This window comes from Modestobacter versicolor (genome assembly GCF_014195485.1).
GTDB lineage: Bacteria > Actinomycetota > Actinomycetes > Mycobacteriales > Geodermatophilaceae > Modestobacter > Modestobacter versicolor.
In genome coordinates, this window is sequence record NZ_JACIBU010000001.1 from 2,515,457 (window position 1) to 2,532,883 (window position 17,427).

Consider the following 17,427-nt stretch of genomic DNA (forward strand, 5'->3'; position numbering starts at 1 on the left):
CGCCGCTAGCTGGTGACGTCCTTGCGGGCGAACTGGCGGAAGGCGAGCGCGGTGAACAGCGCCGACCAGGCCAGGCCCTGCACGACCCCGCGGAACAGGTCGCCGGAGTCGAACTGGCTCTGCAGCAGGTCGGTCCAGGCGTAGTTGAACGCGGTGGGGAACCAGTCGCGGATGCCGCCCAGCTGCTCCACCTGCTCGAGCACCGCGAAGACCACCGTGGTGAACACCGCACCGCCGACCGCGGCGAGCGGCGCGTCGGTCACCGTGGACAGCCAGAACGCCAGGGTGCCGACGACGAGCAGGTGGACGGCGAGGTAACCGACCATCCCGGCCAGCCGGACCAGCGCCGTCCGCTGCTCCAGCGCGACCCCGAGCGGGGTCTGCACGTCGCCGAAGCCGTAGGCGATCCCGCCGGCCACCACCGCGACCAGGACCAGCAGCACCATCGCGCCGACCGACAGCACCAGCGCGGCGAGCCACTTCTGCCGGAGCAGCCGGGACCGCGGCACCGGGGTGGCCAGCGCGTAGCGCAGCGACCCCCACGAGGCCTCGCTGGCCACGGTGTCGCCGAAGAACAGCGCGAACACGACCACCAGGAAGAAGCCGGTGGTGGCGAAGAGGACGAACAGGGTCAGGTTCAGCCCGCTCGCCGTCGCGACGTCGACCAGGTTGACCCGGCTGTTCTCCTCCGCCTCCTCCGCGCCGCCCAGCTGCAGCGCCCCGATGAGGATCAGCGGCAGCGCCGCCATGAGGGCGAGGACGCCGATCGTCCGGCGCCGCTTGAACTGCCGGCGGAGCTCGACGCCCAGCCGCAGCGTCCGCTCCGGCCGGTACCCGGCCGCGGCTCCGGTCGACGTGCTCATGACTCCCCCACCAGCGACAGGAACGCGTCCTCGAGACGACGGCGCGGGCTCAGCTGGTCGACGCCGATGCCGGCGCGCACCAGGGCGGCCAGCGCCTGGGCCCGGCTGGTGCCGCCGAGGTCGACGACCAGCCCCTCCTCGGTGCGCTCGACCGGCCCGGTGCCCGGCATCCCGGCCAGCAGCTCGGCGGCGCGGTCGGCGTCGGCGTCGTCGGCGAGCCCGATGAGCACCGCTCCCCCGGTGCCGACGATCTCCTCGACGGTGCCCTGGGCGATCTTCTGCCCCTTGGCCATGACGACGACGTGGCTGCAGGTCTGCTCGATCTCGCTGAGCAGGTGGCTGGAGACGATCACCGTGCGGCCGGTCTCGGCGTAGGAGCGCAGCACGTCGCGCATGGCGTGGATCTGCGGCGGGTCCAGCCCGTTGGTCGGCTCGTCGAGCACCAGCAGGTCGGGCAGGCCGAGCATCGCCTGGGCGATCGCCACCCGCTGGCGCATGCCCTGGCTGTAGCTGCGCACCGGCTTGTCCAGCGCCGTCCCGAGCCCGGCGACCTCGATCGCCTCCTCCAGGTGCGCGTCGGCCAGCGGCCGGCCGGTGGCGGCCCAGTACAGCGTGAGGTTGTCCCGGCCGGTCAGGTGCGGCTGCAGGCCGGTGCCCTCGACGAACGAGCCCAGCCGGGAGAGCACCGGGGCACCCGGCCCGGCGGCGTGGCCGAAGACCTCGATCCGGCCCTCGGTGGGGCGGATCAGGCCCATCAGCATCCGCAGCGACGTGGTCTTGCCGGCGCCGTTGGGGCCGAGCAGGCCGAGCACCTGGCCGCGGCGCACCTCGAAGGAGAGGTCCCGGACGGCGACGAACCCGTCCTTGTAGGCCTTGGTGACGCCGGCGAACCGCAGCGGCACGTCCTCCCCGTCGGGTGAGGCGACCGACATCCGCGCGCTGCGGCGGCGGCCGACGAGCCGGGCAGCCAGCCAGCCGAGCAGCGCCAGGACGGCGAGGACGCCGAGCAGCACCCACCAGCGCGTCGAGCCGGCCGTCGCCTGCACCGACCCGGGGACCTCGGGCACGGAGAGCGCCGCGCCGTCGGCCAGCCCGATCGAGTCGACCGCCGCGGTCACCGGCAGGGCGAACGCCTGGTCGGTGGTGGACACCTGGAGCCGGAGGGTGTGGCCGACCTCGAAGCGGTGCACGACCGCCGGCAGCGTCACCGGCACCTCGGTCGGCGCGGCCGGGTCGGCGGACAGCCCGGTGAGCGCCAGCGGTGCCACCAGCCCGCTGGGCAGGGTGGTCGTGCCGTCGGGGGCGACGTCGTAGAGCTTGGCGAACAGCGTCGCCGACCCGCTCGGCGCAGCCACCTCGAGGGTGACCGTCGCCGCCCCGACGACGTCCAGCGCCTCGGTGAGCTCGGCGCTGTCGAAGACGGCGGACTGGCCGGGGATCTCCAGCGTGGTGCCGCCCAGCGCGGCCGTGACCGACCCGAGGCCGGGCAGCGTGGACAGCGCGGCGGGGCTGCCTCCGGCCGGGGTGACCACCGGCTGCACCCCGCCCTCGACCGGCACCTCGGTGCGCCGGACCCGGTCGCCGGACAGGCCGGGGTAGCCGCCGACCTCCACGGTCTGGGTGCCGCCCTGCACGCTGCCGATGCCGCCGCCCAGCCCGGTCGGCTCCGGGTAGCTGAAGCCGGTGCCCGGGTCGGGGCCGGTGCCGCGCAGGTGGTGGTCGAACCAGCCGGTGACCTCCTCGCGCAGCTCGCCGGTGACCCGCTCGGAGGCGGAGCTGTCGTGGCCGCCGGCGTACCAGACCACCTTGACGTCGGTGCCGTTGGCGGCGATGCCGCGGGCGTTCGCGTCGGCCTCGCCCAGCGTGAACAGCGAGTCCTGGGTGCCCTGCACCAGCAGGGTGGGCGCGGTGATCCGGTCCAGCACGCCGGCCGGGCTGCTGCGGTCGAGCACGGCGGCGACCTCGGGGGTGAGCGTCCCGCTCGCCGCGGCCGACTGGTAGGCCGCGCAGATGTCGGCGCGGAAGCGGCCGCAGGTCAGCGCCTGGGTGACCAGCGCGGGGTCCAGCCCGGACAGGTCGGGGGCGCTGGCGCCGGCGTCGCCGCCCCCGCCGGTGAGCGCACCGAGCAGCCCGTCGCCGGTGGGCACCGAGCCGACGCCGAAGAACAGCCCGGACCACAGCCGCTTGAAGACGCCGGCGTCGCCGGTGCGCGGGGTCGCCGCCGGGGTGTCCGCGTCGGCCTCGATGCCGGCCTGGTCGGGGAAGAGCGCGGTGGTGAGCGAGTTCCAGGTGATCTGCGGGGCGATCGCGTCGACCCGCTCGTCGTAGGCGGCGGCGAGCAGGGCCAGCGCCCCGCCGTAGGAGGCGCCGGCGATGCCGACCCGCGGGTCGCCCGGGGCGTCGAGCTCGACGTCGTCGCGCTCGGCCAGCACGTCCAGCAGCGTGCTGACGTCGGCCACCTCGAAGCGCGGGTCGTCCAGGCCGATCTGCCCCGTGCTGGCGCCGAAGCCCCGGGCCGACCAGGCGAGGACGACGTAGCCGCGGCCGGCCAGGTCACGGGCGTCGGCGGCGACGGAGTCCTTGCTGCCGCCGAAGCCGTGGGCCAGCAGGACCGCGGGCGCGGGGTCGTCGGCGGTCGCCGTCGCGGGCAGGTACAGCGTGGTGTCCAGCTCGACGGCGTCGGCACCCTCCCCCGAGGGGATGCGCGCGTCCTCGGTCGCGACGTCCTCGGCGGCGCGGGCGGGGCCGGCGCCGGCGACCACACCGGCCAGCGCCAGCAGGGCGGTGAGCAACGCGGCGACCGCGGGGCTCAGGAGGGGCCTGCCGGCAGCGGTGCGCACGGAGGCGGCAACGGACGGGGCCGTGCCGGAGTTCCGCCGGGGACGGCTCAGGGCCGCCAGTTCCCGGTGGCGACGACGACGAGGCCGGGGACGTCCTGGTCGACCTCGAAGTAGCGCGGCACCGGGCCGGAGACGTCGGGGAACTGCTCGACCAGCTGCGCGGCCGCCTGCTGCTGCACCGAGTCGCCCTCGGTGAAGTAGACGGTCGTGGTGGCCACGTCCTGGACCGGGGACTCGCCGGTGCGGGTGACCTCCCAGCCACCACCGGTGAACGCGTCACCGATGTCGCCGGCCAGCCCGTTGATGCTCGTGCTGTTCAGCACGGTGATCGGCGCCCGCACCGGGCCGACCGGGGCCGGCGTGAGCTCCGCGGTGGGGGCGACGCTCTCCTGCACCGGCAGCGCCTCGCCGCTCGGGGCGGGGGCGGTGCTGGTGACCGGGCTCTGCGCGGAGGTCTCCTCCGCCTCCGGCGAGGCGAACGACCAGAAGCCCAGCACGCCGACGGCGACCACCACGAAGGCGACGAGCCCCTGCACCGCGCGGCGCGGGAAGCGGCGCGGCCCGTCGGCCGGGTCGGGCCTCCGCTCGTCGTCGCGACCGGGTCCGCCGAGCGCAGGCCCGGCGGGACGGTCCGGCGGGCCGACCTTGCGGCCGGACTTCTTCCGGGCCGCCTCGGCGGCCTGGCGCTCGAGCCGGGCGGCGGCCCGGCCGCCCACGGGGACGTCGATCGCCCGCCGCGACCGCTCCGGCTCGGCGGCCGGCTCGGGGGCGGGGTCCTCCGGCGCGAGCCGGGGCGCCGGGCGGCCGGACGCCAGCGGGGGCGCCGGGGGCGCGGTGCGGGACGGCCGGGCGGGGGTCTGCGGAGAGCGGGCCGGGGCGGCCGCGACGGCGGCCTGGGCGGCCGGCTGACCCCACGGGGAGTCGGCAGGTGCGGCGCTGGAGACGCGCTGGGTGACGTCGTGCGGCGGCGGGGTCGGCGGCCCGGGCTCGGACGCCCAGCTGGGCATGCCGGTGGTGCGCGGAGCGGCGTCGGCGCCCGCGGGGGCCGGGGCGGGCGGGCCGTCGGGTCGGGCCGGCGGCGGGACGGTCCGGCCGACGGCAGCCGCCGGGGCGGCGGCGGTCATCGGACCGGAGACGGCCGGGGCGGCCGCCGGGCGGGGAGCAACCGGGGCCTGGCGGGCCGGGGCCTGGGCGGTCGGGGCCTGGGCCGCCGGCGTCTGCACCGCCGGGGTCTGGGCCGGGGCCTGCGCCGCCGGGGTCTGGGCCGGAGCTCCGGGCGCCTGCGCAGCGGGGAGCCGGCGCCGCTCGCCGGTCGCCGGCGGGCGGCCGGGCGCCGCAGTCGGGTCGGCGTCGGTGCGCCGGCGGCCGGCACCGGGGGGCGGGCCACCGGCCGGGCGGGCCGGCGGACGGCGGACCATCGGGTCCTCACCGGAGGGCAGCAGCCCCTCGCGGCGGCGGTCGGCCCGGCTGGTCCGCGGCATGGTCATCGCACCGTCGGACTCCGGCCCGGCCGAGCGGGCCGGTGGCACGGCGGCGCCGGGGCGGCGGGGGCCGGTGAGCGGGTCGGCGGCGGACCGGTCGGTCGCCGGAGCGGCCTCCCGGCGCTCGTCCGCCCGGCGGCGACCGCCCGGCGGGGTCACCTCGGGCGGACCTCCGTCACTGCCCGGCTGCGCATGCCTCCCCACAGTGAGAGAGGCTAGTCGCGCGTCGGGTCGCTGCCCAGGACCCGGCCGGAGCGCTGCCGTTGGCGCGCCGCCCTCATCCGGCGCAGCCGGCGGACCAGCAGCGGGTCGGCGGCGAGGGCCTCGGGACGGTCGACCAGGGCGTTGAGCACCTGGTAGTAGCGGGTCGCCGACATCCCGAAGCGTTCCCGGATCGCCGCTTCCTTCGCCCCCGCGAAGCGCCACCACTGCCGTTCGAAGGCCAGGATCTCGCGCTCGCGGGCCGGCAGCGCCGCACCCGTGTCGTCCCCAGCCGTCACAGGAGCCCCATCGGCCCCAGCCGGGGAGGTCGCCGCGGCGCCGGCGACGGGCTGCACGCCCTCGCTGCTCATGACCGCCTCCGTCCCGTGGAATCCCAACCGTGTGATTACACGACGGTAGTCCGCGGGGGTGACAGGCGGGGCGGGGGCGACCCTAGGTCGTGGCGGGCACCGGCACGGCCGCGGCCCGCCGGACGCTGTGCGCCTGCCGGAGGCTGTCGACGGAGAAGACGGCCAGCGCCAGCCAGACGATGGCGAACCCGGCCAGCCGGGCCGGGGGCATCGGCTCGTCGTAGACGAAGACGCCGATCGACAGCTGCATCAGCGGGGTGACGTACTGCAGCAGCCCGACCGTGGACAGCGGCACCCGGCTGGCCGCCGCGGCGAACAGCAGCAGCGGGACCGCGGTGGCCAGGCCGGTGCTGACCAGCAGGAAGGCGTTGCCGGCCCCGGCGTGGCCGAAGGCCGCGTCACCGGAGCCCTGCAGCACGCCGATCACCACCAGGGCCGGCACGAAGACGACGGCGGTCTCCACGAACAGGCCGGGCGCGGCGTCGACCCGCACCACCTTCTTCATCAGCCCGTAGAGCCCGAAGCTCAGCGCGAGGGTGAGCGCGATCCACGGCGGCCGGCCGTGGTCGACGGTGAGCACGACGACCGCCAGCACGGCGGTGCCGACCGCCACCCACTGCAGCCGGCGCAGCCGCTCGCGGAACACGAAGACCCCGAGCACCACGCTGACCAGCGGGTTGATGAAGTACCCGAGCGAGGCCTCGACGACGTGCCCGGAGTTGACCGCGTAGACGTACACGAGCCAGTTGGCGGCGATGAGCACCGCGGCGACGGCGAGCACCAGCAGCGACCGCCGGGCACCGACCGCGGCCCGCACCTGCGGCCAGCCGCGGCGCACGGTCAGCAGCAGGCCGACGAACAGCAGCGACCAGGCCACCCGGTGGGCGACGATCTCCAGCCCGCCGGCCGGCTCGAGCAGCGGGAAGTAGAGCGGGAAGACGCCCCACAGCACGTACGCCCCGAGGCCGGCCCACACCCCGACGCGCCGTTCGTCCACCGGCGCACCGTACGCCCCACCGTTCCCGGTCGTGAGGCTGGCTCACGACCGTGCCGCCGGCACCCCCCGGAGGACGCACGAGGCCCGGTGCCCGCCGACGTCGTCGTCAGCGGGCACCGGGCCCCGGGTGCACCGGCGTCAGGGTTCGATGGTGACCTTGATGGCCTCGCCGCTGGCGATCGCGTCCAGGCCCTTCTGCACGTCGTCGAGGCCCAGCCGGTGGGTGATCAGGTCGGCGACCGGCACCTCGCCGGAGGCCATCAGCCGCAGCGCCTCCTTGTTGTGCGCCGGGCTGGAGCCGTTGGCGCCCACGATCGTCAGCTCGCGGTAGTGCACGAGGTTGCTGTCGACCTGCACGATCGGGTTGTCCTTGGGCAGGCCGCCGAAGAAGCTGACCACGCCCTCCCGGGCCACCATCTGCAGCGCCTGCTGCTGGGCGGCGCCGGAGGCGGCGGCCACGATCGCGACGTCGACCCCGCGCCCGCCGGTGAGCTCCTTGATCGCCTCGACCGGGTCGGTGTCCTCGGCGGCCACGGTGGCGTCGGGCTGGACCCGGTCGGCGGAGAGCTTGAGCCGCTCGGCGTTGAGGTCGACCAGGAACACCCGGGCGGCACCGCGGGCGCGGGCCAGCCGGACGTGCAGGCAGCCGATGGGGCCGGCGCCGATGACGACGACGTCCTGGCCCTCCCCCACCCGGGCCAGCTCCTGGCCGTTGAGCACGCAGGCCAGCGGCTCGGCGACGGACGCCTCGTCGAAGCCCAGGCCGTCGGGGATGCGGTTGAGGCCGTCGACGGCGAGCACCTCGCGCGGCACGACCATGTACTCGGCGAAGCCGCCCTCGAAGTTGTAGCCCATCGAGAGCTGGTTCTCGCAGACCGTCAGGTGGCCGCGACGGCACTCCTCGCAGGTGCCGTCGGGGATGGCGGCGATGACCTGCACGCGGTCACCGGCCGCCCAGCCCTCGACGCCGTCGCCGACCTCGACCACCTCACCGGCGATCTCGTGGCCGATGACCCGCGGGGGGCGGATGTTGGGGTGGCCGAACCGGGAGATCTTCAGGTCGGTGCCACAGGTGGAGCAGTTGCGGACGCGGATCTTGACCTCGCCCGGACCGGCGGTGGGCTCCGGGGAGTCCTCGATCCGGATGTCGCCGGGGGCGTAGAACCGGGCGACCTTCATGTGCTGACCCTCTTCCGTCTCGTGTGGATGCGGCGGGGGACGGCGTGCGCCGTCCCCCGCCGGGTGCTCAGTCGTCCTCGTCGTCGTCCTCGACGGTGGACAGGAGGGTCTGGACCTCCTCGACCGACCGGGCCGCGCGCAGGGCAGCGGCCCGGTCGGGGTCCATGAGGACCTGGGCGAGCGCGGCGAGCACCGGCAGGTGCCCGTCGCCGGCCGCGGCGATGCCGATGACGACCTCGGCGCGGCCGTTGCCCCAGTCCACGCCGTCGGGGTACCGGACCACCGTCAGCGCGTCGTGCTTCACCCCGGCCTTGCCGGCGTTGGTGCCGTGCGGGATCGCCACCCCCTCGCCCATGTAGGTCGAGATGGAGCCCTCCCGCTCGAGCATCGACGCGACGTAGGACTCGTCGACCGCACCCGAGGCCAGCAGCAGCTCACCGGCCTGCCGGACGGCCTCGAACTTGTCCGCGGCCTGCCCGTCGAGCCGGATCCGGCTGGCGTCGAGCAGCTCGGAGACCAGCCCGTCAGCCATCGATGGTCGTGCCGCCCTGGATCGCCTTCACCACGGCGGTGACCGCCGGGTCGCCGACGAAGAGGTTGAAGGGCACGACCGGCCGGTCACCGGCCAGCCGGCGGGCCCGGTCGGCCAGCTGGCTGTGCGTGAGCACGACGTCGGCGTCGTCCGGGATGCTGTCGACGGGCGAGTGCTCGACGACCACGCCGTTCTTCTTGAGCTGCTTCTTCAGCTGGTTGGCCAGCAGCACGCTGCTGCCCATCCCGGCGTCGCACGCGACGACCAGCTTCTTGACGTCGTTACCAGCGATGCTCGCCATGGTCAGGCTCCTGCCGTCTCGTTGCGGGACGCAGAGGCAGGAGAGGAACCGGGCTCGTCGACCGGTCGCTGCCCCGCCTCGACCGCGACGTCGGCCGCCGCGTCGTCGTTGACGAGCTTCTCACCACGACCGAAGCCCAGGAGCGCCGAGCCGACCGCGAAGGAGACCGCCGCGGCGATCACGACGCCGAGGAGCACGCCCACGTAGCCGCCCCGGGGGGTCTGCGCCAGGTAGGCGATGATGCTGCCCGGCGACGGGGAGGCCACCAGGCCGGCGTCGGTGACCATGAAGGTGCCCACGCCCGCGGCGCCACCGGCGATCGCGGCCAGGATCATCTTCGGCTTCATCAGGATGTACGGGAAGTAGATCTCGTGGATGCCGCCGAAGAACTGGATCACGATCGCGGCGGGCACCGACGGGCGGAGCGTGCGCGGCCCGAAGAACAGGTAGGCCAGCAGGACACCGAGGCCCGGGCCGGGGTTGGACTCGATCATGAACAGGATCGACTGGCCGGTCTCGGCCGACTCGGCGGCGCCGAGCGGCGTGAACAGGCCCTGGTTGATCGCGTTGTTCAGGAACAGCACCTTGGCCGGCTCGACGACGACCGAGGCCAGCGGCAGCAGGCTGTGGTCGATCAGCCAGTCGGTCAGGTCGCCCAGCCGCTGGGTCAGCCAGTTCACCGACGGGCCGATGGCCCACTGGCCGAGGAGCGCGAACGCACCACCCAGGATGCCGAGGGAGAAGTTGTCGACCAGCATCTCGAAGCCGGCCTTCGTGCGCTCCTGGATGAAGCCGTCGACGTACTTGAGCGCCAGGGCGGCCAGCGGGCCGATGATCATCGCGCCGAGGAACATCGGCACGTCGGCGCCGACGATGACGCCGATGGTGGCGACGGCACCGATGACGGCGCCGCGCTGGCCGTGCACGATGCGGCCACCGGTGTAGCCGATCAGCAGCGGCAGCAGGAACGTGATCATCGGGCCGACGAGGAGCGCGAACTCCTCGTTCGGGGTCCAGCCGGTGGGGATGAACAGCGCGGTGATCAGGCCCCAGGCGATGAACGCACCGATGTTGGGCATGACCATGCCGGCGAGGAAGCCGCCGAAGCGCTGCACCCGCGCCTTCCAGCCAGTGCCCGTCACCGTGGGCGTGTATGCGGTCATGGACGTGCTCCCTGTTCCTTCATTGGATGGGTGGTGGGGTGGGTCGGAGGTGCAGGTGCATCCCGCACGGGGCGGGAGGACTGGAGGGCCGGGCGGGGGTTCACACCCGCACCACCCGGGGGCCGGCGGCGGCGAGCTCACCGGCGGTGCGCTCGTCGAGGCCGCTGTCGGTGATCAGCAGGTCGACGTCGTCGAGGTCGGCGAAGCGGGCCAGGTGGTCGTGGCCGACCTTGCTGTGGTCGGCCAGCAGCACGACCCGGCGGGCGGCCTTGACCATCGCGGCCTTGACGGCGGCCTCGGTGGGGTCGGGGGTGGTGAGGCCGCGCTCGACGGAGACGCCGTTGGTGGCCAGCAGGCAGACGTCGACGTAGAGCCCGGCCAGCGCCTGCTGCGCCCAGGCGTCGACGGAGGCGAGCGTGCGGCTGCGCACCCGGCCGCCGATCAGCAGCACGTTGAGGTTGGGGAACGCGGCGAGCTTGCTGGCCAGCGGCAGCGCGTTGGTGACGATGGTCAGCTCGCGGTCGCCGGGCATCAGGTCGGCGAGCCGGGCGGTGGTGGTGCCGGCGTCGATGAGGACGGCGCCGTCCTCGGGGAGCTCGGCGATCGCGGCCTTGGCGATCCGCTCCTTCTCCGCGGTCAGGACGACGTCGCGGGCGGCCACCGCGGGCTCGAAGCCCAGCCGCTCCACCGGGATCGCGCCACCGTGCACCCGCCGGACGACGCCACCCCGCTCCAGCGCGGTGAGGTCCTTGCGGATCGTCTCCGGTGCGACGTCGAGCTCGGTGGCCAGCTCGGCGACCTCGACGCGGCCAGCGGTGCGCGCCGCACGGAGGATGTGCTCCTGCCGCTCCTGCGCGTACATCGTGACCTCCCTCACACGTCAGCGTTCTGCAGGGATGTGTCTACGGCCACAAGCGGGCGAAGTCAAGCCGACCCGGAGCCAAACGGACCATGATCTTTCCGTGCACGCGGTCGAAGTGGGCTCGCGCGTGACCGGCATCACATCGTGCGCCACTCGAGTGTGCCCCTCGCGACGACGCGCGGGAGGGCGGCCGGATGGAGCGCCGCGCGCCCGCTCCCCCGTCACCGGACCGTCGACGCGCCTACCGTTGGCCGGGTGGACGCTGGACGCCCGAACCCGGCCCAGTGGCTCTGGTACGCCTACGGCGGCGGACTGCCCCGGTCGCTCTCGCCGTGGGTGCTCGACGACGTCACCCGGCACAGCTGGGTGCTCCGCCACCTCGCCCGGGCGCTGGTGCAGCTGGCCCCGGTCGTCGTCCTGTGCCTGCTCGTCCCGCCCGTCGACCTCGCCGTCCGGGTGACCGCGGCCGGCGGCGGGCTGGTGATCGGGCTGCTCTTCTCGGTCGCCTACATGACCGAGACGACCGAGCACCGCGCGGTCAAGGCCGGCTGGCCACCGGGGACGACGGCCGAGCGCCGGGCCGAGCGGGCCGAACGCGAGCGCCTGGAACGGCAGGCCCGCTACCGCTCCGGCGGCGCCGGCAGCTTCGACTGAGGAGCCAACGGCAGGATGGAGCCGTGCACCCCTGCCTGTCCCGCCGTGCCCTGCTCGTCGCCGGCGGTGCCGGTCTCGGCTCGATCGCCCTGGCGGGCTGCGGTGGCGGCACGGACGTGCCCGAGCTGACCGGCGTGGCCGCCGGCGACGTGGTCGTCGCGCTCGCCGAGGTGCCGGTGGGCAGCGCCTACGAGGTGTCGATCGACGGGCGGCGGGTGCTCGTCGGCCGGCCGGACGAGGGCACGGTCGTCGGCTACGACGCGACCTGCACGCACCAGGGGTGCAACGTCCGGCCCGCCGAGGACGGGCTGGCCTGCCCCTGCCACGGCTCGGTCTTCGACCTGGCCACCGGCGACGCGGTGGAGGGGCCGGCGACCGAGCCGCTGGCACGGGTGGGCGTCGCGGTGCGCGGCACCGACGTCGTCCTCACGTGACGGCCTGGAACGGCCGCCCTTCAGGGACCCACGCCGAGCCTGCGAGGCGCGGGGGGGGTCCTTCCTCAGTCCTCGACGCGGAAGCCGATCTTCAGGGTGACCTGGAAGTAGGCGACGTCGCCGTCGACGACCTGCCCGCGGATCTCCGAGGTCTGGAACCACTCGATGTTGCGCACCGTCTGGGAGGCCTTGCGCACCGCGGTGCGGACGGCGTCGTCGACGCTGGTGGTGGAACTGCCGACGATCTCGCTCAGCCGGTAGACGTGGTCGCTCACCGTGGGACTCCTCGGGTCGGGCTGCCGGGTCGGCAGCTGTTCGCCGTCGACCCTGGCACGCCCGGGAGCGGCCCGCGAGAGCGGAGCGGAGCCCCATGTCCGGATTGAACGGACGACCTTCCGCTTACAAGGCGGGTGCTCTACCACTGAGCTAATGGGGCGACCCGGCGAGGTTACCGGGACCCGGTGGCCGGGCGGCCGGCACGGCGGACCCGCACGCGCTCCAGCAGGTACCAGGTGCCCCAGGCCTGCAGCAGCCCGATGACCGTGAACACCACGAGCGAGCCGAGCTCGCCCGGGATGAGCAGCAGGCCGAGCAGCGAGCCGGGGACGGTCAGCGCGATCAGCCAGACCCCGGCGAGGCTGGCGTCGTCCGCCCCCGCGGCGGCGACCTGCACCCACACCGTGGTGGCGAGCACCGCCAGCGCGTACCCCCCGGCCACCCAGACCGGCCAGCGGCGTCGTCCGTCCATGGCGGTGATCATCCCCGGTCGCCCGGTCACCGTGTCGGCGGACCACCGCCGGGGAAGGAGCCGGGCATGAGCAACCCGGTGGTGGCGGTCCTCGGCACGGGCACGATGGGCGCGGGGATGGTGCGGTCGCTGCGCCGGGCCGGCCTACCGGTGCGGGTGTGGAACCGGGCGGCCGCCAAGGCCCAGGCGCTCGCAGGCACCGGCGCGCAGGCGTGCGGCTCCCCCGCCGAGGCGGTCGCCGGGGCCGACGTCGTCCTCACCATGCTCTTCGACGCCGACGCGGCCATCGACGTCGTGCGGCAGGCCGCGCCGCCGGCCGGCACCACCTGGCTGCAGTGCAGCACGGTCGGCGTGGACGGCGCCGGGCGCACGGCCGAGGTCGCCGCCGAGCTGGGCCTGGTGCTCGTCGACTGCCCGGTGCTCGGCACCAAGCAGCCGGCCGAGGACGGCGCCCTGGTGCTGCTCGCCTCCGGGCCGGAGGAGACCCGCGAGCAGCTCGCGCCGGTGTTCGACGCGCTGGGCTCCAAGACGCTGTGGCTCGGCGAGGCCGGTGCGGGCAGCCGGCTGAAGATGGCCTGCAACGCCTGGCTGTTCATGGTCACCGCGGGAACAGCCCAGTCGATCGCGCTGGCCCGTGGTCTCGGCGTCGACCCGCAGCACTTCCTGGACGCCATCGCCGGCGGACCGCTGGACACCCCGTACGCGCACGTCAAGGGCGAGCTGATGATGGCCGGCGAGTTCCCGGTCAGCTTCGGGCTGACCGGCGCGGCCAAGGACGCCCGGCTCATCCGGGCGGCGCTGCAGCAGGCCGGGGTCTCCGACCGGCTGGACGCCGCCGTGCTGGAGACCATGGACGCCGCGGCGGCGGCGCTCGCCGACCCGGCGGCCGCGGACGTCAGCGCGGTGATCGCCGGTCTGCAGCCGCGCGGCTGAGCGGACGGGTCGTGCGGTCCGGTCAGGCGGCGTCGGACCCGGCCGCGGGGTCGCCGGAGACGTCGCCGGAGACGTAGCGGGCCGGGTCGCTGTCGACCGTGGCGCCCTCGGCCAGCCAGCGCGCGAAGCCGGCCGGGTCGCGGCGCTCCAGCTCGTCCAGCGCCTCGCGCCGCCGCTCGGCCAGCGCCTGCCGCACCAGCGGGCCGCGCACCTGGGCCAGGGCCGCCGACGTGCGAAGCCACTCGCGGCCGAGGTCCTCCACCGAGAGGGACTCGACCGGCCGGCCGCCCGCGGTCGTCAGCGGGACGACGGTCGCGCCCGCCGGGCGGCGGTCGGACCGCACCGCCCGCAGCGCCCACCAGGCGAGGGCGCTGCACAGCCCGACTCCGGCGACGACCGCCGTCACGGCTGCACCGGTCAGCACCGCGCAGCCGCTGAGCACCAGCAGCACGGCGACCGTGCCGACCGCGGTGCGCCAGGCGGCGTCGACGGCGGCCTGGCGGGGGTGCGGGGAGTCGCCGTCCCGGGCGATGCCGGCACCCAGGCAGCCGGTGACGACGGCGGCCAGGGCGACGGCGACCATCCCGGACCCGCCCAGCGACACACCTCCGACGGCGGCGAGCGCGGCGGCCAGCAGGACGAGCAGGGCGAGGACGGAACGGACGAGTGCTCGAACGGGCACCGACGGCCTCCGGGCGTTGGGAGGGTGGCAGGAGCTGCCGTCCCCTCCCCTGCCCGATCCGTGCGCGGATACGCGCGACGCGCCCGAGGAATGTCGTGCGCAGCCGAACGGGGCACGACCGCGCCGGGTCGGCCCTCCTCGGTCCGGCCGTTGCGCACCCGCCGGGCCTTCGCCCCTGCGGGACACCCCGACGAGTGCGCACTCCGGCCGACAAGGGGGCAGCGCATCCAGGGAACTCACAGCGGACCACCAGTCCCGGGGCAGTACGCGAGCGCACAGTGGTGCCATCGCGACGGGGAAGGCCCACCGCGACGTGGGGAGGACCACCAGTGACTGAGAACGACCGGCCGGCCGACGAGACCGGCCACGGCACGGACCGGCCCGCCGACGCCGGCACCGGGTGGACGCCGCAGCAGCAGCCGGGCGCTGCCTCACAGCAGCAGCCGGGCTGGGCCACCCCGCCCGCCGCCGACGCCCCGCTCGGGTCGCGGCCGACCGAGCAGTTCCCGACGGCCGCCGCCCCCGTGCAGCCCGGGCACCAGCCCACCCAGCAGTTCCCCGCCCCGGTCGCCGCGCCGCAGCACCAGCCCTGGCCGCCGGCCGGGTACGGGACGCCCGGCTACCAGCAGGCGCACGGTCAGCAGCCGCCCGGCGGCGCCCTCCCGCCGGTCTTCCAGGCGCCCCCGCAGCCCGGCCTCCCCCAGCAGCCGACCCGGCGCCCCGGGCGCTGGCGCCTCGGCCTGGCCGCCGGCCTGGTCGGGGCGGCGCTGATCGGTGGCGGCGCCGGGGCCGGCGTCATGGCGCTCACCGACGACGACTCCGTGAGCACCGCCGGTGGAGGTTCGGCGCAGCCGGTGGTCATCACCGACCCGGACAACGCGACCAGCACCACCGCGGCAGCGGCGGTGGCCGCCCCGAGCGTGGTCACCCTCTACGTGAGCTCCGGCTCCGGCTCGGGGTCCGGCTCGGGCGTCGTCCTCTCCGCCGACGGCTACGTGCTCACCAACAACCACGTGGTCACCCTGGACAGCTCCACCGAACAGGCGAGCGTGCAGGTGCGCACCGCCGACGGCACGCTCTACGACGCGACCGTGGTGGGCACCGACCCCAGCTCCGACCTCGCCGTCGTCCAGCTGCAGGGCGCCAGCGGGCTGACCCCGGTCACCTTCGCCGACTCCGACGACGTCCAGGTGGGCGACCTCGCCGTCGCCATCGGCGCCCCGCTGGGCCTGTCCAACACCGTCACCGACGGCATCATCAGCGCGACCAACCGCGCGGTCGCCACCGGCTCCGACCAGGAGCAGACGGTCATCGACGCGCTGCAGACCGACGCGGCGATCAACCCGGGCAACTCGGGTGGCCCGCTGGTGGACGCGGCCGGCCAGGTGGTCGGGATCAACACCGCCATCGCGTCGGTGGCCACCTCCGACCTGCCCGGTCAGCAGTCCGGGCAGAGCGGCAACATCGGCGTCGGCTTCGCCATCCCGGCCAACACGGCCCAGCGGATCGCCCAGGAGATCATCGACACCGGCTCGGCCACCCACGCGCTGCTCGGGGTGACGGCCCGGACCGCCTCCGACGGCGACCAGTCGGCGGTCGGCACCGGCGCGCAGCTGGTCACCGTGCAGGACGGCTCCCCGGCCGCGGACGCGGGGCTGCAGGCCGGCGAGGTGATCACCGCGGTCGACGACCGGGTGGTCACCACCTCCACCGAGCTCACCGCCGCGATCCGCAGCGCCCAGCCCGGCGACACGGTCACCCTGACCGTGCGCCGCGGCGACGACAGCTCCGAGGTCGACGTCACCCTCGACGCCTCCGAGTGACGAGGGGCCCCTCTGCCCCCACCCCTCGCACGCTCGGGGTGGGGCCCTGCCGAGGGGCCGCCTAGGCTCGGTCGGGTGCCGGCCCCTCCGCTGACCGTCCCGCTCGCGGGCTCGCTCGACGACCCGGCCCGCGCCCGGGACCTCACGAAGATGAAGCGGCTGGCCACCGGCCTGTTCCTGCTCGCCGCGGCGGTGTTCCTGGTCTGCGTGCTCCTCGGCGAGGAGACCGGCGCCTGGGTCGGCTACGTCCGGGCGACCGCCGAGGCGTCGATGGTCGGGGCGCTGGCCGACTGGTTCGCGGTGACCGCGCTGTTCCGGCACCCGCTCGGGCTGCCGATCCCGCACACCGCGATCATCCCGCGCAAGAAGGACCAGATCGGCACCAGCCTGGGCGCCTTCGTGCAGGAGAACTTCCTGACCCGCGCGGTGGTCGAGGAGCGGCTGGACGGCGTGGACGTGCCCGGGCGGCTGGGCGCCTTCCTGGCCGCGCCCGGCCGGGCCGAGCGGCTGGCCGGCGACGCCGGGGCCGCCCTGGGCGCGCTCACCGACCTGCTCAAGGACGACGAGGTGCAGCAGGCGGTGTCGACGTTCGTCGACCGCAAGCTGCGCGAGACCCCCGCCGCGCCGGGCCTGGCCCGGGTGCTGGAGCTGGCCGTCGACGGCGACCGGCACCAGGAGGTGCTCTCGGCCGGCCTGAGCGGGCTGGCGGAGTTCCTGGCCGACAACCGGCTGGTCTTCCGCGCCCGGCTGGGCGACGCCTCGCCCGCGTGGGTGCCCGACTGGGTCGACGACAAGGTGTTCGACCGGGTCTTCGAGCTGCTCCGCGGCTTCCTCGCCGAGGTCGGCGCCGACGCCGACCACCCGGTGCGCCAGGTCTACGACCGGCGGCTGCGGTCCTACGTGCGCAAGCTGCGCACCGACCCGGAGACCGCCGCCCGGGTCGAGCAGTTCAAGGCCGAGGTGCTCGACCACCCCGCCGTCCGCACCTGGTCCGGGTCGCTGTGGACGACGGCGAAGAACGGCGTGGTCACCGCGGCCGCCGACCCCGACTCCGAGCTGCGGACCCGCGTGGTCGGCCTGATCCGCTCCGGCGCGCAGCTGCTGCAGACCGACCCCACCGTGCGCGAGCTGGTGCAGCGGCAGTTCCGCCGCGGAGCGGGCTGGGCGGTCGAGCGCTTCGCCGCCGACGCCGCCGACCTGGTCGGCACCACCGTGGCCCGGTGGGACACCGAGGAGACCAGCCGCCGGATCGAGCTGCAGGTCGGCCGGGACCTGCAGTGGATCCGGGTCAACGGCACCGTCGTCGGCGGGCTGGCCGGCCTGGTGATCTACACGGTGGCGCAGCTGCTGTCCTGAGCCCTCG

The 17,427-nt window shown here is 75.4% G+C and carries 18 protein-coding genes and 1 tRNA gene; 5 read left to right on the forward strand and 14 right to left on the reverse strand.

All coding sequences use genetic code 11. The features are described from left to right. Nucleotides 1–5: 5 nt before the first annotated feature. The 10 genes from FHX36_RS12320 to FHX36_RS12365 form a co-directional block, all read right to left on the reverse strand. Entirely contained in the window at nucleotides 6–863 is an 858-nt protein-coding gene (locus tag FHX36_RS12320; RefSeq protein WP_110551759.1) for an ABC transporter permease, read from the reverse strand. Then, nucleotides 860–3,655 (reverse strand): alpha/beta fold hydrolase, encoded by a 2,796-nt coding sequence (locus tag FHX36_RS12325; RefSeq protein WP_246405465.1) that lies wholly within the window; start codon nucleotides 3,653–3,655, stop codon nucleotides 860–862. Before FHX36_RS12325 ends, FHX36_RS12320 begins: the two co-directional genes overlap by 4 nt. A 95-nt stretch (nucleotides 3,656–3,750) precedes the next feature. Further along, on the reverse strand, nucleotides 3,751–5,343 hold the full coding sequence (locus FHX36_RS23955) for a LytR C-terminal domain-containing protein (protein WP_183513774.1): 1,593 nt from the start codon (nucleotides 5,341–5,343) through the stop codon (nucleotides 3,751–3,753). A gap of 56 nt (nucleotides 5,344–5,399) precedes the next feature. Next, nucleotides 5,400–5,756 carry a DUF3263 domain-containing protein gene (locus tag FHX36_RS12335; RefSeq protein ID WP_246405467.1) on the reverse strand — a complete coding sequence of 119 codons (357 nt, stop codon included), beginning with the start codon at nucleotides 5,754–5,756 and terminating at the stop codon, nucleotides 5,400–5,402. 82 nt (nucleotides 5,757–5,838) lie between these two features. Further along, complete coding sequence (gene rarD, locus FHX36_RS12340) at nucleotides 5,839–6,753, reverse strand: EamA family transporter RarD (RefSeq protein ID WP_110553101.1); 915 nt, start codon at nucleotides 6,751–6,753, stop codon at nucleotides 5,839–5,841. A gap of 138 nt (nucleotides 6,754–6,891) precedes the next feature. Then, a complete protein-coding gene (locus FHX36_RS12345) occupies nucleotides 6,892–7,932 on the reverse strand; it encodes a zinc-dependent dehydrogenase (RefSeq protein WP_110553102.1) in 1,041 nt (346 codons plus the stop codon). 67 nt (nucleotides 7,933–7,999) lie between these two features. After that, on the reverse strand, nucleotides 8,000–8,464 hold the full coding sequence (locus FHX36_RS12350; RefSeq protein ID WP_110553103.1) for a PTS mannitol transporter subunit IIA: 465 nt from the start codon (nucleotides 8,462–8,464) through the stop codon (nucleotides 8,000–8,002). Continuing rightward, nucleotides 8,457–8,765, reverse strand: coding sequence for a PTS lactose transporter subunit IIB (locus tag FHX36_RS12355; protein WP_110553104.1), 309 nt, complete (start codon nucleotides 8,763–8,765; stop codon nucleotides 8,457–8,459). Before FHX36_RS12355 ends, FHX36_RS12350 begins: the two co-directional genes overlap by 8 nt. A gap of 2 nt (nucleotides 8,766–8,767) precedes the next feature. After that, nucleotides 8,768–9,928 (reverse strand): mannitol-specific PTS transporter subunit IIC, encoded by a 1,161-nt coding sequence (gene mtlA / locus FHX36_RS12360; protein WP_110553105.1) that lies wholly within the window; start codon nucleotides 9,926–9,928, stop codon nucleotides 8,768–8,770. 100 nt (nucleotides 9,929–10,028) lie between these two features. Then, nucleotides 10,029–10,790: a DeoR/GlpR family DNA-binding transcription regulator gene (locus FHX36_RS12365; RefSeq protein ID WP_110553106.1), complete on the reverse strand. Its 762-nt coding sequence runs from the start codon at nucleotides 10,788–10,790 to the stop codon at nucleotides 10,029–10,031. A 255-nt stretch (nucleotides 10,791–11,045) separates the two neighbouring features. Here FHX36_RS12365 and FHX36_RS12370 point away from each other — a divergent pair, with 255 nt between their 5' ends. Continuing rightward, a complete protein-coding gene (locus FHX36_RS12370; protein WP_110553107.1) occupies nucleotides 11,046–11,444 on the forward strand; it encodes a DUF5313 family protein in 399 nt (132 codons plus the stop codon). Nucleotides 11,445–11,467: 23 nt separating this feature from the next. After that, the gene (locus FHX36_RS12375) at nucleotides 11,468–11,878 is read left to right on the forward strand and encodes a QcrA and Rieske domain-containing protein (protein WP_220036009.1); all 411 of its coding nucleotides are present in this window, start codon (nucleotides 11,468–11,470) and stop codon (nucleotides 11,876–11,878) included. 65 nt (nucleotides 11,879–11,943) lie between these two features. On the opposite strand, the gene FHX36_RS12380 is transcribed toward FHX36_RS12375, so the two are convergent. The 3 genes from FHX36_RS12380 to FHX36_RS12390 form a co-directional block, all read right to left on the reverse strand. Further along, complete coding sequence (locus tag FHX36_RS12380) at nucleotides 11,944–12,153, reverse strand: dodecin (RefSeq protein ID WP_110553108.1); 210 nt, start codon at nucleotides 12,151–12,153, stop codon at nucleotides 11,944–11,946. A gap of 89 nt (nucleotides 12,154–12,242) precedes the next feature. Then, nucleotides 12,243–12,314, reverse strand: a tRNA-Thr gene (locus FHX36_RS12385). Nucleotides 12,315–12,326: 12 nt separating this feature from the next. Beyond that, nucleotides 12,327–12,626, reverse strand: coding sequence for an SCO4225 family membrane protein (locus tag FHX36_RS12390; RefSeq protein ID WP_183513776.1), 300 nt, complete (start codon nucleotides 12,624–12,626; stop codon nucleotides 12,327–12,329). Between the two features lie 66 nt (nucleotides 12,627–12,692). On the opposite strand from FHX36_RS12390, the gene FHX36_RS12395 reads away from it, so the two are divergent. Then, nucleotides 12,693–13,559: an NAD(P)-dependent oxidoreductase gene (locus FHX36_RS12395; RefSeq protein ID WP_110553110.1), complete on the forward strand. Its 867-nt coding sequence runs from the start codon at nucleotides 12,693–12,695 to the stop codon at nucleotides 13,557–13,559. A 22-nt stretch (nucleotides 13,560–13,581) separates the two neighbouring features. Here the strand turns inward: FHX36_RS12395 and FHX36_RS12400 are convergent, their stop codons facing one another. Then, nucleotides 13,582–14,241 (reverse strand): hypothetical protein, encoded by a 660-nt coding sequence (locus FHX36_RS12400; protein WP_183513777.1) that lies wholly within the window; start codon nucleotides 14,239–14,241, stop codon nucleotides 13,582–13,584. Nucleotides 14,242–14,570: 329 nt separating this feature from the next. Here FHX36_RS12400 and FHX36_RS12405 point away from each other — a divergent pair, with 329 nt between their 5' ends. Both FHX36_RS12405 and FHX36_RS12410 read left to right on the forward strand, forming a co-directional pair. Next, a complete protein-coding gene (locus tag FHX36_RS12405) occupies nucleotides 14,571–16,064 on the forward strand; it encodes a trypsin-like peptidase domain-containing protein (protein ID WP_183513778.1) in 1,494 nt (497 codons plus the stop codon). Between the two features lie 75 nt (nucleotides 16,065–16,139). Next, nucleotides 16,140–17,420 carry a DUF445 family protein gene (locus FHX36_RS12410; protein WP_183513780.1) on the forward strand — a complete coding sequence of 427 codons (1,281 nt, stop codon included), beginning with the start codon at nucleotides 16,140–16,142 and terminating at the stop codon, nucleotides 17,418–17,420. Nucleotides 17,421–17,427 lie beyond the last annotated feature (7 nt).